Here is a 14750-nt window from a genome sequence, read left to right as displayed (position 1 = left end):
CTCTATTCGCTCCGGCTCGCCAATGCATTTACGGCAGCAACCGTGATCGCGGAGCCGCCGAGGCGGCCCTCGACCGTCAGCGCCGGCACCGGCGGATCGGCCATCAGCGCGGCCTTGGATTCGGCAGCTCCAACGAAGCCGACGGGGCAGCCGATGATCGCTGCCGGCCGCGGACAGTCGCGGTCCTCCAGCATGTTCAGCAGGTGAAACAGCGCGGTCGGCGCGTTGCCGATCGCGACGATCGCGCCACCCAGATGCGGCCTCCAGAGCTCCAGCGCGGCGGCCGAACGCGTGTTGCGCATGGACTGCGCGAGGGCGGGAACGGCGGCGTCACCGAGCGTGCAGATCACGGCGTTGGCCGCGGGCAATCTCGCGCGCGTAATTCCCTCCGAAACCATGCGCGCGTCGCACAGGATCGGCGCCCCCTTCTGCAAGGCCGCGCGTGCAGCGGCCGCCATGCCCGGCGTGAAGCGGATATGCGCCTCGAGGCCGACCATGCCGGCGGCGTGGATCATCCGCACCACCACCTGTTCCTCCTCGGGCGAAAAGCGGGCAAGATCCGCCTCGGCGCGGATGGTCGCGAAGGATTGCCGGTAGATCGCCGCGCCGTCGGTCTCGTAAATATGCGGCATCAGTGTCCTCCGACCAGGATGGAGGGATCGCTGACGATGTCGGCGCCGTTCAGGCCGCGCAAGGCAGGCTCGTCGCGCGTCGAGCCGCCGCGGACGAGATCGAAGCCGGCGCCGGTCGCAACCAGCGTCACCGCGGCGGTGCCGGAATGCGCGCAGCCCTTGGCGCAGCCGGAGACGTGAAGTCGCGTGTCGGGCGCGATGCGCGGGGCGAGCGCGGCGGCAAGCGCGCGCGTGTCGGCATGGGCTTCGCGGCAGCGCGGCGCGCCGCTACAGGCAATGACGCGCAGCGCGGGATCATGAGGCTCAGTGATGAGACCCGCCCCGTTCGGCATCGCACGCTTGCCTTCGCTGAGAACCATCCGCCACGGCGTCATGCGCAGGGCGTGTCCGCAACCGGCGAATTGATGCAGGGTCGAGTGCAGCATCTGACCGAACGCGACCCCGACCATCGCGCCTTGCGGATAATGTCCAGGCCGCAGCGCGGCCATCACAGGGGCCGGCTCGGTCTCTCCGCGCAAGGTTCCGGGCAATGCCGCACCGGAAGCGATGTGCGCCGCCATGCGCCCTCGCCCACCCGTGATGCCGCCGGACGTGATGAACCAGTTTGCGAGCGCGAGCGCAGTCGGCACGGCGCCGCCACGCCCGACGGAACGGCCGAGCCTCGCACCGTCGGCGCGCACCAGGAGCCGGCCACTGCGATCGCGCTCGATGCGCACGTCGGCGGAATCGCCGGCCAGCACGCGCGACCTGCCGTCATCAATGGCAAAGCCGAATTTTGTCGGAAGTGCGAGCGCGCTATTGGCAAGCGCCTCCTCGAGCTCGGCCGCGAGCGCCTGCGTCTCGTCGCCGGGGCTCCAGAACGGCGTCACCAGGATGTTGCGGCGCGTTTCCGTCTCCGGGTCAGGATCGAGTAATGTCAGCCGCGCGAGGCCGTCGAGCAGCGGCCGGTGGCTCTGATCGCTGACACCCCTGATCTGGAGATTGGCGCGGCTCGTGACGTCGATCAGGCCATTGCCGTGCCGATCGGCGAGTTCCGCAAGGCCGGCGATCTGCGCTGCCTCGAGCCGCCCACCGAACGGGCGCACGCGGACCACGAGCCCGTCGCCCGATTGCATCGGCCGCAGCGCGCCGGGACACCAGCCCTTGACCACCGACGCGCTCATGATGCCTCCCGCAGCGCAGCCGCGATCGAATTGCGGCGCGTTCGCCAGAGCGAGGCCTCATGCAGGCGGGTGAAGCATGTCTCCATCGCAGCAAGCGCCGCCGGGTTTTCGCGCGCCATGAAGGCGCGGACATCGTCATTGCCGAGCGTCGCATCGTAGTAGAGATCGAACAGATGCGGCGGCACGGCGTCGGCCAGATGCGCGAAGGCGGCCATGTGCTCGAGCGTTGCGGTGATCTCGGCCGCCCCGCGAAAACCGTGGCGCAGCATGCCGGCGATCCAGGCCGGGTTGGCTGCACGGGCCCGGACCACGCGCGAGATTTCCTCGGTCAATGTGCGCGCGTGCGGCTGGTCGGGGCGTGTCGTGTCGAGGTGATAGAGCGCCGGCCCTGCCGCACCGAGATGCGCCGCTGCGGCCGCAATACCGGCTTCATGCGCGGCATAGTCGGCGGCGAGCAAGAGATCCGTTTCCGGCAGGTCCTGTACATGGACGAACGCGTCAGCGGATGCGAGCCGCTGTTCGATGCCGGCGCGATCCGGCTGCAACGCGCCATCCGCCTGGAATGCCCAGGACGATGCCGACAGCCAGGCTTCGCCGGCGGCATCACGCGTCTCGGGTGTGAAGGCATCGGGGATTGCCGACAGGCCGACGCCGTATTGTCCGGGCCGCGGCGCGAACACGCGGGAAGCACGGTGACGATAGGGGTTTTCGTCGCCCTCGTCCTCGCGGCTCGCGAGCGCCTCGGCGGCGGCTTCAAACAATTGCGCCAGGCCGGAAAATACGTCGCGGAACAGGCCGGAAACGCGCAGCGTGACGTCGATGCGGGGGCGGCCGAGCTCGGCCGGCGCGATGATGTCGTAGCCGGTGACGCGCCCGGCGGCGTGATCCCAGCGCGGCGCAAGGCCGGCCAGATGCAGCGCCATCGCGAACTCCTCGCCCGCGGTGCGCATCGTTGCCGAGCCCCAGAGGTCGACGACGAGGCCCTTGGGCCAATCGCCATGATCCTGCAAGTGCCGGCGGAGCAGCTCTTCGGCGAGCCTGATGCCCTGCGCATGCGCCGATGGCGTCGGCACCGCGCGCGGATCGACGGCAAAGAGATTGCGGCCGGTCGGCAGCACGTCCTGCCGCCCGCGATAGGGCGAGCCCGACGGCCCCGGCGCAATGCGCCGGCCTGCGAGCGCGGCGTGCAGCGCATCGCGCTCCGCTTCGCCGCAGGCGCCGCGGCCGAACACGTGCAGGCCATCGCCGAACTGGCTCTCCTTGAGATCGCAGACGAAACGGTCGATTCGCGGGATCGCTTCGGCGGGCGCTGCCGATGCATCGAGGCCAAGATCATTTTCGAGGCCTGCCGCACGCGCCTCGTCGCGGATCGCTGCGATCAAGCGCTGGCGGCGCGCGGGATCAAGTCCGTCGGCGGTCGAATATTCGTCGAGCAGGCGTTCGAGCCGGCGCAACCCCTCCGGCACGACGGACGCCGCAAGCGGCGGCGGCAGGTGGCCGATAGTGACGGCCGAGATACGCCGTTTGGCCTGCGCGGCCTCGCCGGGATCGTTAACGATGAAGGGATAGATGACGGGGAGATCGCCGATCAGGGCCTCCGGCCAGCAGCCCGACGACAGCGCCACGGATTTGCCGGGCAGCCATTCCAGCGTGCCATGCGCCCCCATGTGCACGACGGCATCGCTGCCTTGCTCTCGGAGCCACAGATAGAACGCGACATAGGAGTGGCGCGGCGTGCGCGCGAGATCGTGATAGTCGGTATCGCGCGCGGACGTATCGCCGCGCTCGGGCTGGACCGCGACGATCGACTTGCCGCACGCGACAGCGGCGAAGTGGAACGCGCCGTCGCGGCAGCTCGGATCATTCTCCGGCGCGCCCCAGGCCTGCGCGAGATCGTCCTGCAGGGATTGCGGCAGGCGCGAAAGCGCTGCGCGATAATCGGCCACGCTCCAGGTCAAACACTGCTTCAGCAGCGCTTCGCCGAGCGCATCGACCGGCGCAACATCGAAGCCGGCCTCCGCGAGATCGGACGCCAAGGCTTCTACCGACGCCAGCGCATCGAGCCCCACCGCATGCGCGATCTGGTGCGGCCGGCCCGGATAATTCGGGAGCACGAGCGCCAGTCGCTTTTCGCTGGCCGGCGTCTCCGCAAGACGGCGCCAGGCCGCCACGCGCGCGGCAACGGCGCTCACGCGCTCCTCATCGGGCCTGTGCGCCAGATGCGAGAACTGCAGCTCGGGATCGCGCTCCGCAGCGGATTTGAAGCTCACAACGCCCGCGAACAGGCGGCCATCGACCTCGGGCAGCACCACATGCATCGCGAGATCACCGGGCGACAGGCCGCGCAGCGACTCCGCCCAATCCTCGCGCCGCGCCGTCGAGAGCGCGACCTGGAACACCGGACAGGACGCGGCATCGAACGGCGTCGTGCCGTCATCGCCCAGGCCCGAGAACGCGGTCGCGTTGACGATCGCCGCCGCAGGATTTTGCGCAAGATGCGCGCGCAGCCAATCGGCAACGCCCGGAGCCTTCAGCGAGGTGACGAACACGCCATAGGCGTCAAATCCCTTCTCGAGCAGCGCGGCGATCAGGGCATCGATCGGGCCGGTGTCGGCAGCGGTGAGATAGGAACGATAGAACGTCACCAGCGCGCGCGGTTTCCCCTCGCCGCCCACCGGCGCAGCAATGACACTGCGCGCCGGATCATAAAATCCCATCTCGGGCACGATCATTTCACCGACGACCGGCCCCGCATAGAGACCCGAGGCCAGCGCGAGCTGCGCAATCGCCGCCTGCGCGGCGACCGGACCGCCGGTGTCGCAGAGCACCTTGAGCCGGCGCAGTGTCGAGACCGGCAAGGTCGAATACGCATCGAGCCGCGTGTCATCGCGGCCGTCCGCCGGCAACACGGCCAGCACGATGTTGCGATCCTTCGCAAGTTGCTGCAGGGCCGCGAGCCCGTACGCCCAGTAGGACTCACCGCCGATCAGCCGCACCAGAATGCCGCGCGCCTGCGACAGCGTGCGCTCGATATAGGTGTCGACCGAGAGCGGATGACGGAGCTCTGCGAGGTTGGCGAGCCGCAGCGACGGCAGGCCGCGCCGGCCGCGCCGCCAGCCGGCCGCGAACGCGGCAAGGTCGGAATCCGAATACGAGAGCACCACGAGATCGGCCGGGTCCTGGCCGATGTCTCTTGGCGTCGCGGTCTCCTCGAGACCGCGGCTCTCGCGGAAGACGACGTGCATCAGACACCGAGTCCCGCTTTGATCGCGCCCTCGTCGATATCGCCGTGCTCGCCGATCACGACGAGCTTCGACTGCCTGACACCTGCGCCCCAGGGCTTGTCGAACTGATGGCGCACACGCTCGCCGACCGCCTGCAGCAACAGGCGCATCGGCTTGCCTGCGACGGCAATATAGCCCTTGGCCCGCAGCACGTTCTGCTCGCGCGCCAGCTTCTGGACCGATGCGACCAGCGCGTCGATGTCGGCCACTTCGGGCAGGTCGATCACGACCGAGGCGAAATCGTCGTGCTCGTGCTCCTCCTCGCCGTCATGATGGGAGGGACGCGCCGCGAGATCGTTCTCCGCGGCAGCACCGAGACCGAGGATGACGCGCGCATCGACCGCACCGTCAGTGACGGGCAGCATCGGCACTCGGCGCGGCATCTCGGCGGTGATCGCGGCCTTGGCCGCTTCGATTCCCGCCGTGCCCGCAAGATCGGCCTTGGTCAGCAGCACGATGTCGGCGCAGGCGATCTGGTCCTCGAACACTTCGGACAGAGGCGTCTCGTGATCGAGGTTCTCGTCCGCCGCGCGCTGCGCTTCCACCGCGGCGGGATCGGGCGCGAAGCGGCCGGCCGCGACGGCTTCGGCATCGGCCAGCGCGATCACGCCGTCGACGGTGATGCGCGAACGGATCTCTGGCCAGTCGAACGCCTTCAGGAGCGGTTTTGGCAACGCCAGGCCCGAGGTCTCGATCAGGATATGATCGGGCCGCACCGGGCGCGCCAGGAGCTGCTCCATGGTCGGAATGAAATCGTCGGCGACCGTGCAGCAGATGCAGCCATTGGCGAGCTCGACGATGTTCTCCTCCGGACAATTGGCGTCGGCGCAGGACTTCAGGATCTCGCCATCGACCCCCTCGCTGCCGAACTCGTTGACGAGCACGGCGAGCTTCTTGCCGCCCGGATTGGCGAGCAGATGCTGGATCAGCGTCGTCTTGCCGGAGCCGAGGAAACCGGTGACCACCGTGACGGGGACTTTTGCGAGCGAGTTCATTCGGCGGCCTCCGGCACGACGGCAATGGGGGGAATGCGGGCAAGCGATTGCTTGCGGAAGATTTCCGGGCGGCTGCGCCAGGGCACGAGGCCATCGGGTGCGGCCGCGTAGGCCGCCGCGCCCGCGACGACATCATGCGCATTCGCATCCGACAGGCGGCCGTAGACATAGGACCAGCGGCCGGGCGCGCTGAGCGCGACCGAACAGCCCTGGCTGCAGGCCGACAGACATTCGACGGGAACCACTTGGACGCCGTCGGGCACGCCGGCGTCGAGGATCGCACCATGCAAGCGCTTGCCGGGCGTCGTCTCGCCCTCGCCAAGCGTCTGGCCGGCGCGGCAGGTAATGCAGACGTGAAGTGTGACCGTCATCGCCCCTTCCAGAATAAACAGCGGGAAGCGAAGAGGCGCACGGACCGTTTTTTGGAGGCCCGTTTCCCCGTCGCGGAACACCCCGTCCGCCGGTCCAAAATCGTCCGCGCTGGCAGGTCTCCCGGCTTGCGGAGCAGGGTTTTGCCCTTCGATCCCCACCTTCCCGATTCCCTTTTGGGAGTCAGTGGCTTCGGGCATCTCTCCGGTCACGGTCGCGGGGGCGGCTGCATTTTGGACCCAAATCTTGCCGATTCGGACCCTATCGCATTCCCTCTTCGCCTGTCATAGGACAGGAACCAACGCCGGCCCACCATTTGCCGCCGGCCGCCACTTGTCAAGCCGAAGGACCGGGACCGATGACACCTGAACCGGAGACCCAAACGGGCGAGGAAAGCGACGCCCGCCACACCCAAAAAATGGCGAAGAAGAAGGCCGCGCGCGACAAGATCATGGCGACCAAGAGCGGCGAAAAAGGCCTCATCATCGTCCACACGGGCGCCGGCAAGGGCAAGTCCTCCTCGGCCTTCGGCATGATCGTTCGCTGTGTCGCCCATGGCTTTCCCTGCGCGGTCGTGCAGTTCATCAAGGGCGCCTGGGATACCGGCGAGCGGCGCCTGCTCACCGGCCATTTCGGCGACCTCTGCCAGTTCCACGCCATGGGCGAAGGCTTCACCTGGGAGACGCAGGACCGCGCGCGCGACATCGCCGCCGCCCGCGCCGGCTGGGAGAAGGCCAAGGAGCTGATCCGCGATTCGAGCCTGCGCATGGTCGTGCTCGACGAGATCAACATCGCACTGCGCTACGACTATCTCGACATCGCCGAAGTGGTCGAATTCCTGACGACGCAGAAGCCTGAGATGACGCATGTCGTCCTCACCGGGCGCAACGCCAAGGACGAGCTGATCGAGATCGCCGATCTCGTCACCGAGATGACGCTGGTGAAGCATCCCTTCCGCTCCGGCATCAAGGGGCAGGCGGGCGTCGAGTTCTGACGGCACCAAGTTTCTGAAAACACCATGGCGCGCGCATTGATGATCCAGGGGGCCGGCTCGGACGTGGGCAAGTCGCTCATCGTCGCCGGTCTCGCGCGCGCTTTCACGCGGCGCGGCCTGCCCGTGCTCCCGTTCAAGCCGCAGAACATGTCGAACAACGCGGCTGTCACCGTCGATGGCGGCGAGATCGGCCGCGCCCAGGCGCTGCAGGCGCTCGCCGCCGGCGTCGAGCCGCACACCGACATGAACCCGGTGCTGCTCAAACCCGAGACAGATGTCGGCGCGCAGGTTGTCGTGCATGGAAAGCGCATCGCCACCGCGCGGGCGCGCGACTATGCGGCGATGAAGCCGTCACTGATGGGCGCGGTGCTGGAAAGTTTCGAGCGCCTGAAGGCGCGCGCCGATCTCGTGCTGGTCGAGGGCGCCGGCAGTCCGGCCGAGGTGAATTTGCGCAAGGCCGACATCGCCAATATGGGCTTCGCGCGCAAGGCGGACGTTCCGGTCGTGCTGGTCGGCGACATCGACCGCGGCGGCGTCATTGCCCAGCTCGTCGGCATCAAGACGGTGATCGATCCTGACGATGCCGCGATGATCCAGGGTTTTGTCATCAACAAGTTTCGCGGCGATCCCACGCTGTTCGACGACGGCTACAGGCTGATCGCGCAGAAGACCGAATGGCGCGGCCTGGGCGTCTTGCCCTGGTTCGCACGCGCCGGCGAGCTGCCGGCCGAGGATGCGCTGGGCCTGAGCGACGCGCGCAAGCCGGGCCAGTGCAAGATCGCCTGCCTTGCGCTGTCGCGGATCGCCAATTTCGACGATCTCGATCCGCTCAAGCTCGAGGCCGGCGTCGATCTCGTCATGGTGCGTCCGGGCGATGCCATTCCCGGCGACGTGCGCCTCGTCATCATCCCCGGCTCCAAATCCACCCGCGGCGACCTCGCCTTCCTGCGCGCGCAGGGCTGGGACATCGACCTCATCGCGCATCACCGCAGGGGCGGCCATGTGCTCGGCCTCTGCGGCGGCTATCAGATGCTCGGGCGCAGCGTCGCCGACCCCGATGGGATCGAGGGCCCTGCGGGCGACACGCCGGGCCTCGGGCTGCTGGATGTGACAACGGTGATGAGCCCGCAGAAGACGCTGACGCGCGTTGCGGCCGTGCATGCAGCGACCGGGCAACCTATCCAGGCCTACGAAATCCACATCGGCCGCACCAATGGGCCGGATCGCGCGCGGCCATTTGCGACCGTGGATGGCGAGCCGGAAGGCGCGATCTCGGGCGACGGGCGCGTGCAGGGCAGCTATTTGCACGGCGTATTCACGTCGGATGATTTCCGCAAGGCGTTCTTGGCCAAGCTCGACATCCCCGCAGGCGACGAGCCCTATCATGCCAGGGTCGAGAGTGCGCTCGACGCCCTCGCCGATCACATCGAAAAGCATCTCGACGTTGACGGTCTGCTCGCGCTAGCGCGCTAGGGCTTCGGCAAGGCGAATCCATTCGGATTCGCTGCCGGGAAGGCCGAGGCGTAGCCATGTCGGTTCTCGCCCGAACACGCGCGACCAGATTTGACCACGCGCGAGCTTCTCCTGCGCGGCAAGTGCATCCGGAGTTTCGTAGAGACGGAACAGCGGCGCGCCACCAACGAGCGTCCATCCCTGACCGCACGCCATCTCATCGAGACGTACACAATCGCGAACAAGCCGCGCGGATGTGGTCTCGGCCCAGGCATCATCGCGCAAGGCGCGACAGCCGATTTCGATTGCCGCGCCCGACACCGGCCATGGACCCGACATCGCCGCGAGCTTGCCGACGTCGGCCGCATTTCCGATCGCGAAGCCAAGGCGAAGGCCGGCAAGACCGTAAAACTTTCCGAATGAGCGCAGCACCAGCAGCCCCGGCCGATCCGCTTCGGACGCAAGCGACAGCTGCGGAACCGCATCGGCGAAGCTCTCGTCGATGACGAGACGGTTAACACGCGGCAAAAGCGCAAGCAGATCCTCCGGCGTAAACGTCCGGCCATCGGGATTGTTGGGATTGACGACGATCGCCAGGTCCGCGCCCGCCAGCGCGTCCAGCCCGGAGACCTCCTGGACGTCCCAGCCCGCGGCCGACAGCACCCCCGCATATTCATTGTAGGTCGGTGCGAGGATGCGCACGCGGCCGGGCGCCGCCAGTTGCGGCAGCAATTGAATGGCAGCCTGCGCACCTCCCATCGCGACGATCGGCGCGCTCGTGCGGTAGGCGTGCCGCGCGGCCTGATGCAGCGCCTCGATCTCGGCGCGCGACGGCAACGCGCTCCAAGCGCGGCCGTTCACCTCGCCGACCGTGTAGGGCAGCCGGTTGATCCCCGTCGAGAGGTCGATCCAGTCCTCAGCGCGTCCGCCAAACCGCTGCTGGGCCAGATCGAGATTTCCACCGTGCTCGCGCATGCCCCGTTGTTTCACGCGAAGGCCAGGATCGCAAGCAGGCCGGCGAGCAGCAGCATGGCGCGGCGATACACGGCCAGGCCCTCGTCGATATCAGCAGCGAGCGGCTCGCGCCCGCCTTCGTTGAGCCAGGGCTCGTTGGTGACGCTGCCGTGATAGATGCGGGGGCCGCTGAGCCGCACGCCGAGCGCGCCGGCCATGGCCGCTTCCGGCCAGCCGGCATTGGGCGAACGATGACGGCGCGCATCGCGCGTTATGCACGCCAGCGCCTCCGATCGCCTTGGCGCCAGCAGCACGAACAGGAATCCGGTCAGGCGCGCCGGAATGAAATTGGCGACATCGTCGATGCGCGCGGCAGCCCAGCCAAAGGCTTCGTGCCGCTCGCTGCGATGGCCGATCATGGAGTCCAGCGTGTTGATCGCCTTGTAGCCGAAGATGCCGGGCAGGCCGAACAGCGCACCCCAGAAAACCGGCGCCACGATGCCGTCGGAGGCGTTCTCCGCGAGGCTCTCGATCGCCGCGCGCGCGATGCCGGCTTCATCGAGCGCCGCGGGATCACGGCCGACGATGCGCGAGACCGCGTCTCGCGCAGCGGCGACGTCACCGGCGCTCAACGGCTTTGCGACGGCAGCCACATGATCATGCAGCGAGCGCAGCGCGACCAGCGGCCAGGCGAGGATGCCGACCAGCGCGATCTGGATCCAGCCCCATGGTAGCAAGGACTGAACCACCGCGCCGACTGCAACGGAGAGCGTGATGACCAGCAGCGCGCCAGCGACGCCAGCAGCGCGGCGCAGCGCCGGCGGATCGGACGCGCGATTCCACGCGGTGTCGATGGCCTCTATCAGCCGGCCCAGCCAGGTCACGGGATGGCCGATCCGGGCGAACAGCCACGACGGCCAGCCCAGAAGGGCATCCACCGCCATCGCCACCACCATCGCCCCCGCAAAGCCCACATTCGTCTCCTGTCCCGCTCCTGTTGCGCAAAGCCAACCCGGAGCGCAAGCCCCCGCCTGGCTGATTTCGGCTTTGTCTTTGGCCGTGATTGGTGATTAGTGCTGCCCGACAGGAGATTTTGATGGCCGTCATCTTGATCACGGGCGGAGCGCGATCGGGCAAGAGCACGCGTGCGGAAGCGCGCGCGAAGGCCTTTCCCGGCCGGCCCGTCTATGTCGCGACGGCCGAGGCGCTTGATACCGAAATGGAAGCGCGCATCGCCAGGCATCGTGCGCGCCGCGAAACCGACTGGATCGAACGCGAGGTGCCGCTCGATCTCGTTCCCGCGCTGGTCGCAAGCGATGGCGGCGGCGCAAGGCTGGTGGATTGCCTGACCCTGTGGCTCTCCAACCTGATGCATGCGGAGCGCAACTGGGAGCGCGAGGTCGAGGCGCTTGCCGGCGCCCTGCCCCGGCTGAAAAGCCCGGTTGTACTCGTCACCAACGAAGTCGGTCTCGGCATCGTGCCCGACAATGCGCTGGCGCGCAGCTTTCGCGACGCCGCCGGCATCATGAACCAGGTCACCGCGGCTGCTGCCGACGAAGTCGAGTTCGTCGTGGCCGGCCTGCCGATGAAACTGAAATGACGCCGCGCGTGGAACTTTTGAAAGACCTCGTCGCCGATCTCAGGATGGCCGCATCCTTCGTCACGATCCTTCCCGTGGCATCGGCGAAGCCCGCCGGCGACGGCGCGATCGCGCGCGCGACCTGGGCATTGCCTGTCGCGGGACTACTGGTCGGACTTGCCGGCGCGCTCGTCTACAAGGTCGCCATCCGCGTCGGACTGACGCCAAACCTTGCCGCCCTGCTCGCGCTGGCCACGACCGCCCTCATCACCGGCGCGCTGCACGAGGACGGGCTTGCCGACACCGCCGACGGACTCGGCGGCGGGCGCACGCGCGAACGCAAGCTCGAGATCATGCGCGACAGCCGGATCGGCACTTACGGGGTCTGCGCGCTGATCCTGTCGTTCGGCTTGCGCTGGGGTGCGCTCGCGGCGATCGCCAATCCTTTTGCTGTGATGCTCGCACTGTGCGCGGCGCACACGGCTGCCCGCGCCGGCGTGCCCGCCTTCATGTCGCTGGTGCCGCCCGCGCGGCCCGACGGTCTGTCGGCCGGCGCGGGATCGCCGCCAGGCCGCAGCGTGGCCATCGCCTTCGCACTTGGGACGTTCGTTCTCGCCCTCGCGCTCGGGCCGGGCAAGGCGCTGACCGCCCTGATCCTGCTAACACTCGCCGGCCTGATTTTGGCGCGGCTCGCCGTCCGCCAGATCGGCGGGCAGACTGGCGACATCCTCGGTGCGTTCGAGCAGACGGGCGAGATCCTGATCCTGCTGGTGACCGCTTCCTTCCAGATGGGACGCTGACCTCATGGTCGAGTTCGACGACATCTTCCGCCAGAAATTGCGCGAGTTGTTCGTGTGGCGCCGCGACGTGCGCCGCTTTCGAACGGACCCGCTGCCGGACGGTGCCGTCGATCGCCTGATCGAGACCGCGTGCCTCTCGCCCTCGGTCGGCCTCAGCCAGCCCTGGCGCTTCGTCATCGTCGACCATCCGGCATGCCGCCGCGCCGTGGTCGACGATTTCACATCGTGCAACGCCGATGCCCTGAACGCCTATGCCGGCGAGCGCGCGACGCGCTATGCCACGCTCAAATTGTCGGGCCTCGAACAGGCGCCCGGCCACCTCGCCGTGTTCGCAGACAAGGAAAGCGACATCGGCCACGGTCTCGGCCGCGCGACGATGCCGGAAACGACGGAATATTCCGTGGTCGCCGCGATCACCGCGATGTGGCTTGCCGCGCGGGCCGAAGGCATCGGCCTCGGCTGGGTGTCGATCCTCAATCCGGATCGCATTCACGCCATCCTCGAGGTGCCGCCATCCTGGAAATTCATCGCCTATCTCTGCATCGGCTATCCGGAAGCCGAATGCGACCGGCCCGAGCTGGAGCAGGCGAAATGGGAGCATCGGCGCAGCGCAACGGAATTTACGCTGCGGCGGTAGCACGCCGCACCATCCTCCGTCATTGCAAGCGCAGCGTCGGGCAACAATCTTCGTGTCCCCGACGCGGTGCGGCACGCAGTGACGCTCCGCAGAGCCGGGACCCAGGAAGCCACAGCACTTGCCGCTGCTTGGACCCCGGCTCTGCAGCGCACCGCCAAAGTGGCGCTGCGCTGCGTCCGGGGCACGAGGCAGCGCGCGGCTACGACCTGCTCTTGCCGGCGACCGCCGCCACGGGCGCGGGGGCTTCCTTCTGGAACATCAGCAACGGCCGGAAGATGATGCGGCCATAGGCTTCGTAATGGTTCTGGGTCGAGACCGCCATCTTCAGCGGCGTCGCGTAATTTGCCTCGAACGTCATGCACGGCGCGTAGGTCCAGGAGAAGCCGACCCCGACCGAGGCGAGCTCGGTGACCCCAGGGAATGTCGAATACACCGCGCCCCAGTCGGTGAAGATGTAGGTGTCGAAACCCCTCAGCCATTGCGACCAATTGTAGTGCAGCTCTGCATTGAAATAATAGCCGCTGTCGCCGGACGCCGAGTTGGAGGGATAGCCGCGCACGGTGGTGGGACCGCCGATCGAGAAGACCTGGTCGCCAGGCAGCAGCTTTTCCTGAGTGTACTGCCAGCTCGCCAGCACATTGGCGCTGAAATTCGCCGGTCCCGCCGCGCTGGTTCCGAGCAACGAGCCGGTATAGGTGTTGAACGTGCGGTTGTAGCCCAGCACGTGATCCTGCCATTCGATGTAGTTCACGGCGGGCGAGACCGTGATCGAATAGGTGTTGCCGGACTTGGTCACCGAGACGCCGGCGGTGGCCCTGTCGTAGTGATCGTCGGTGACGGCGACCGTGGCGAAGCGGCTGACCGTCTTGCCCTCGGTCAGGGCTGCGTTGAGCAGCACCAGCCAGTCCTGGGTCACCCAGACCGGCTGGCTGAAATTGACCGAAGCCTGGCTTGAGCGTCCGGTGACGTCGAGCGCGACGAACGGCCCCTGGATGATCTTGATCTTGCCCTCGGTGTAGCTGACGCCGACGCGGCCGCCCCAGGGATTGACCGGAATGCTGTAGGCGGCATTGCCGTTGAGATTGCCGTCGGAGCGGACCCCGTAGAGGGTCAGGCGGTCATCGACGCCGAACAGGCCATGGCGCTTGTAGAAGGTGCCCCCTTCCCAGCGGCCGGTGTTCTCCACGCCCTGGTTGTCGACGAAGAGCTGCCAGGTGTCGACCGGGGGCTCGATCACCGCGAACTGGAGATCGGTCAGACCGAAACTCGTACCGGGCTGGAGCAGCGCCTTGATCTGCACGTCGTTGGTGCGGTTGAACCAGATCACGTCGCGGTTGAGCTTGGGAACGTCCAGGACCTCGCCTTCGGGCGCCTTCACGCGATCGAGGATATAGTCGGTACGGGTCTGCTTGTTGCCCTCGACGGTCGTCTTCTGGAGCCGGCCTTCGGTGAGCTTGACGCGGACGATGCCGCCCTTGGCGTCCTGCTCCGGCAGCGTGGCGATGCCGGTGACGATCCCGCGCGCGGCGTAGACGGCGTTGATGTCGGCAACGAGCTGCAACAGCGCGGCGATGTCGACATCCTTGCCGACATACTTCCTCGCGATCTCGTCCAGCTCCGCCGGCGTGATGAACTTGGACTCGTTAAACGTGACCTTGCGCAGGCGGAATTTCGGCCCACCCGGCTTCAGGAGCTGGGACTTTTCCCGTTCGCCGCCGATCACCGCCGGCCCTGTGAGCTTGGGCGGCGCACTCTGCTGCTCGAGCTGCCGTCGCTGGCGGTCGATGTCGTTCTGAATCACGCCGGGATTGATCGATTGGGCGCGCGCGGAGGCGATGCAGGACGCTGCCAACCCGAACGCCAACGCTGCCCGCAGAGCCCGCATGCCCAA

At 67.6% G+C, this 14750-nt stretch carries 13 protein-coding genes and 1 riboswitch; of the genes, 5 read left to right on the top strand and 8 right to left on the bottom strand.

The window, feature by feature from the left end; genetic code table 11:
• Window positions 1-2: 2 nt before the first annotated feature.
• The 5 genes from HAP40_RS14155 to HAP40_RS14135 are packed head-to-tail and all read right to left on the bottom strand — an operon-like array spanning window position 3 to window position 6445.
• Window positions 3-632, bottom strand: coding sequence for a precorrin-8X methylmutase (locus HAP40_RS14155; RefSeq protein WP_166817217.1), 630 nt, complete (start codon window positions 630-632; stop codon window positions 3-5).
• Complete coding sequence (gene cobG, locus HAP40_RS14150) at window positions 632-1795, bottom strand: precorrin-3B synthase (protein ID WP_166817218.1); 1164 nt, start codon at window positions 1793-1795, stop codon at window positions 632-634. Before cobG ends, HAP40_RS14155 begins: the two co-directional genes overlap by 1 nt.
• Window positions 1792-5040, bottom strand: a complete 3249-nt coding sequence (gene cobN / locus HAP40_RS14145) for a cobaltochelatase subunit CobN (protein ID WP_166817219.1) — start codon at window positions 5038-5040, stop codon at window positions 1792-1794. Before cobN ends, cobG begins: the two co-directional genes overlap by 4 nt.
• A complete protein-coding gene (cobW, locus tag HAP40_RS14140; protein ID WP_166817220.1) occupies window positions 5040-6074 on the bottom strand; it encodes a cobalamin biosynthesis protein CobW in 1035 nt (344 codons plus the stop codon). The genes cobN and cobW overlap by 1 nt, the downstream gene beginning before the upstream one ends.
• On the bottom strand, window positions 6071-6445 hold the full coding sequence (locus HAP40_RS14135; protein WP_008554367.1) for a DUF1636 family protein: 375 nt from the start codon (window positions 6443-6445) through the stop codon (window positions 6071-6073). The genes cobW and HAP40_RS14135 overlap by 4 nt, the downstream gene beginning before the upstream one ends.
• 94 nt (window positions 6446-6539) lie before the next feature.
• Window positions 6540-6761: riboswitch (cobalamin riboswitch) on the bottom strand.
• 40 nt (window positions 6762-6801) lie between these two features.
• Between HAP40_RS14135 and cobO the strand changes: the two genes are divergently transcribed.
• Together cobO and HAP40_RS14125 are read left to right on the top strand one after the other, a co-directional pair.
• Window positions 6802-7437: a cob(I)yrinic acid a,c-diamide adenosyltransferase gene (gene cobO / locus HAP40_RS14130; RefSeq protein ID WP_166817221.1), complete on the top strand. Its 636-nt coding sequence runs from the start codon at window positions 6802-6804 to the stop codon at window positions 7435-7437.
• 24 nt (window positions 7438-7461) lie between these two features.
• Window positions 7462-8910, top strand: a complete 1449-nt coding sequence (locus HAP40_RS14125) for a cobyric acid synthase (RefSeq protein ID WP_166817222.1) — start codon at window positions 7462-7464, stop codon at window positions 8908-8910.
• On the opposite strand, the gene cobD is transcribed toward HAP40_RS14125, so the two are convergent.
• Both cobD and cbiB read right to left on the bottom strand, forming a co-directional pair.
• The gene (gene cobD, locus HAP40_RS14120) at window positions 8899-9864 is read right to left on the bottom strand and encodes a threonine-phosphate decarboxylase CobD (RefSeq protein ID WP_166817223.1); all 966 of its coding nucleotides are present in this window, start codon (window positions 9862-9864) and stop codon (window positions 8899-8901) included. The genes HAP40_RS14125 and cobD overlap by 12 nt on opposite strands.
• Window positions 9865-9875: 11 nt before the next feature.
• Window positions 9876-10817, bottom strand: coding sequence for an adenosylcobinamide-phosphate synthase CbiB (cbiB, locus tag HAP40_RS14115; protein WP_166817224.1), 942 nt, complete (start codon window positions 10815-10817; stop codon window positions 9876-9878).
• A 122-nt stretch (window positions 10818-10939) separates the two neighbouring features.
• On the opposite strand from cbiB, the gene cobU reads away from it, so the two are divergent.
• The 3 genes from cobU to bluB are packed head-to-tail and all read left to right on the top strand — an operon-like array spanning window position 10940 to window position 12859.
• Entirely contained in the window at window positions 10940-11443 is a 504-nt protein-coding gene (cobU, locus tag HAP40_RS14110) for a bifunctional adenosylcobinamide kinase/adenosylcobinamide-phosphate guanylyltransferase (protein WP_166817225.1), read from the top strand.
• Complete coding sequence (cobS, locus tag HAP40_RS14105; protein WP_166817226.1) at window positions 11440-12222, top strand: adenosylcobinamide-GDP ribazoletransferase; 783 nt, start codon at window positions 11440-11442, stop codon at window positions 12220-12222. Before cobU ends, cobS begins: the two co-directional genes overlap by 4 nt.
• Before the next feature lie 4 nt (window positions 12223-12226).
• Entirely contained in the window at window positions 12227-12859 is a 633-nt protein-coding gene (gene bluB / locus HAP40_RS14100) for a 5,6-dimethylbenzimidazole synthase (protein WP_166817227.1), read from the top strand.
• 199 nt (window positions 12860-13058) lie between these two features.
• Here bluB and HAP40_RS14095 read toward each other — a convergent pair whose 3' ends face one another.
• Window positions 13059-14744 carry a ShlB/FhaC/HecB family hemolysin secretion/activation protein gene (locus HAP40_RS14095; RefSeq protein WP_166817228.1) on the bottom strand — a complete coding sequence of 562 codons (1686 nt, stop codon included), beginning with the start codon at window positions 14742-14744 and terminating at the stop codon, window positions 13059-13061.
• Between the last annotated feature and the right edge of the window lie 6 nt (window positions 14745-14750).

Origin of the sequence: Bradyrhizobium sp. 1(2017), assembly GCF_011602485.2 — a bacterium.
In the GTDB taxonomy this organism is placed as follows: domain Bacteria; phylum Pseudomonadota; class Alphaproteobacteria; order Rhizobiales; family Xanthobacteraceae; genus Bradyrhizobium.
The sequence above is the reverse complement of the archived record's forward strand: the minus strand, read 5'-3'. Positions and strand labels throughout refer to the sequence as shown.

Excerpts from the sequence above, each read along its gene's own strand:
- HAP40_RS14155 (WP_166817217.1), bottom strand. The coding sequence starts at position 632 with ATGCCGCATATTTACGAGACCGACGGCGCGGCGATCTACCGGCAATCC.
- cobG (WP_166817218.1), bottom strand. The coding sequence starts at position 1,795 with ATGAGCGCGTCGGTGGTCAAGGGCTGGTGTCCCGGCGCGCTGCGGCCG.
- cobN (WP_166817219.1), bottom strand. The coding sequence starts at position 5,040 with ATGCACGTCGTCTTCCGCGAGAGCCGCGGTCTCGAGGAGACCGCGACG.
- cobW (WP_166817220.1), bottom strand. The coding sequence starts at position 6,074 with ATGAACTCGCTCGCAAAAGTCCCCGTCACGGTGGTCACCGGTTTCCTC.
- HAP40_RS14135 (WP_008554367.1), bottom strand. The coding sequence starts at position 6,445 with ATGACGGTCACACTTCACGTCTGCATTACCTGCCGCGCCGGCCAGACG.
- cobO (WP_166817221.1), top strand. The coding sequence starts at position 6,802 with ATGACACCTGAACCGGAGACCCAAACGGGCGAGGAAAGCGACGCCCGC.
- HAP40_RS14125 (WP_166817222.1), top strand. The coding sequence starts at position 7,462 with ATGGCGCGCGCATTGATGATCCAGGGGGCCGGCTCGGACGTGGGCAAG.
- cobD (WP_166817223.1), bottom strand. The coding sequence starts at position 9,864 with ATGCGCGAGCACGGTGGAAATCTCGATCTGGCCCAGCAGCGGTTTGGC.
- cobU (WP_166817225.1), top strand. The coding sequence starts at position 10,940 with ATGGCCGTCATCTTGATCACGGGCGGAGCGCGATCGGGCAAGAGCACG.
- cobS (WP_166817226.1), top strand. The coding sequence starts at position 11,440 with ATGACGCCGCGCGTGGAACTTTTGAAAGACCTCGTCGCCGATCTCAGG.
- bluB (WP_166817227.1), top strand. The coding sequence starts at position 12,227 with ATGGTCGAGTTCGACGACATCTTCCGCCAGAAATTGCGCGAGTTGTTC.
- HAP40_RS14095 (WP_166817228.1), bottom strand. The coding sequence starts at position 14,744 with ATGCGGGCTCTGCGGGCAGCGTTGGCGTTCGGGTTGGCAGCGTCCTGC.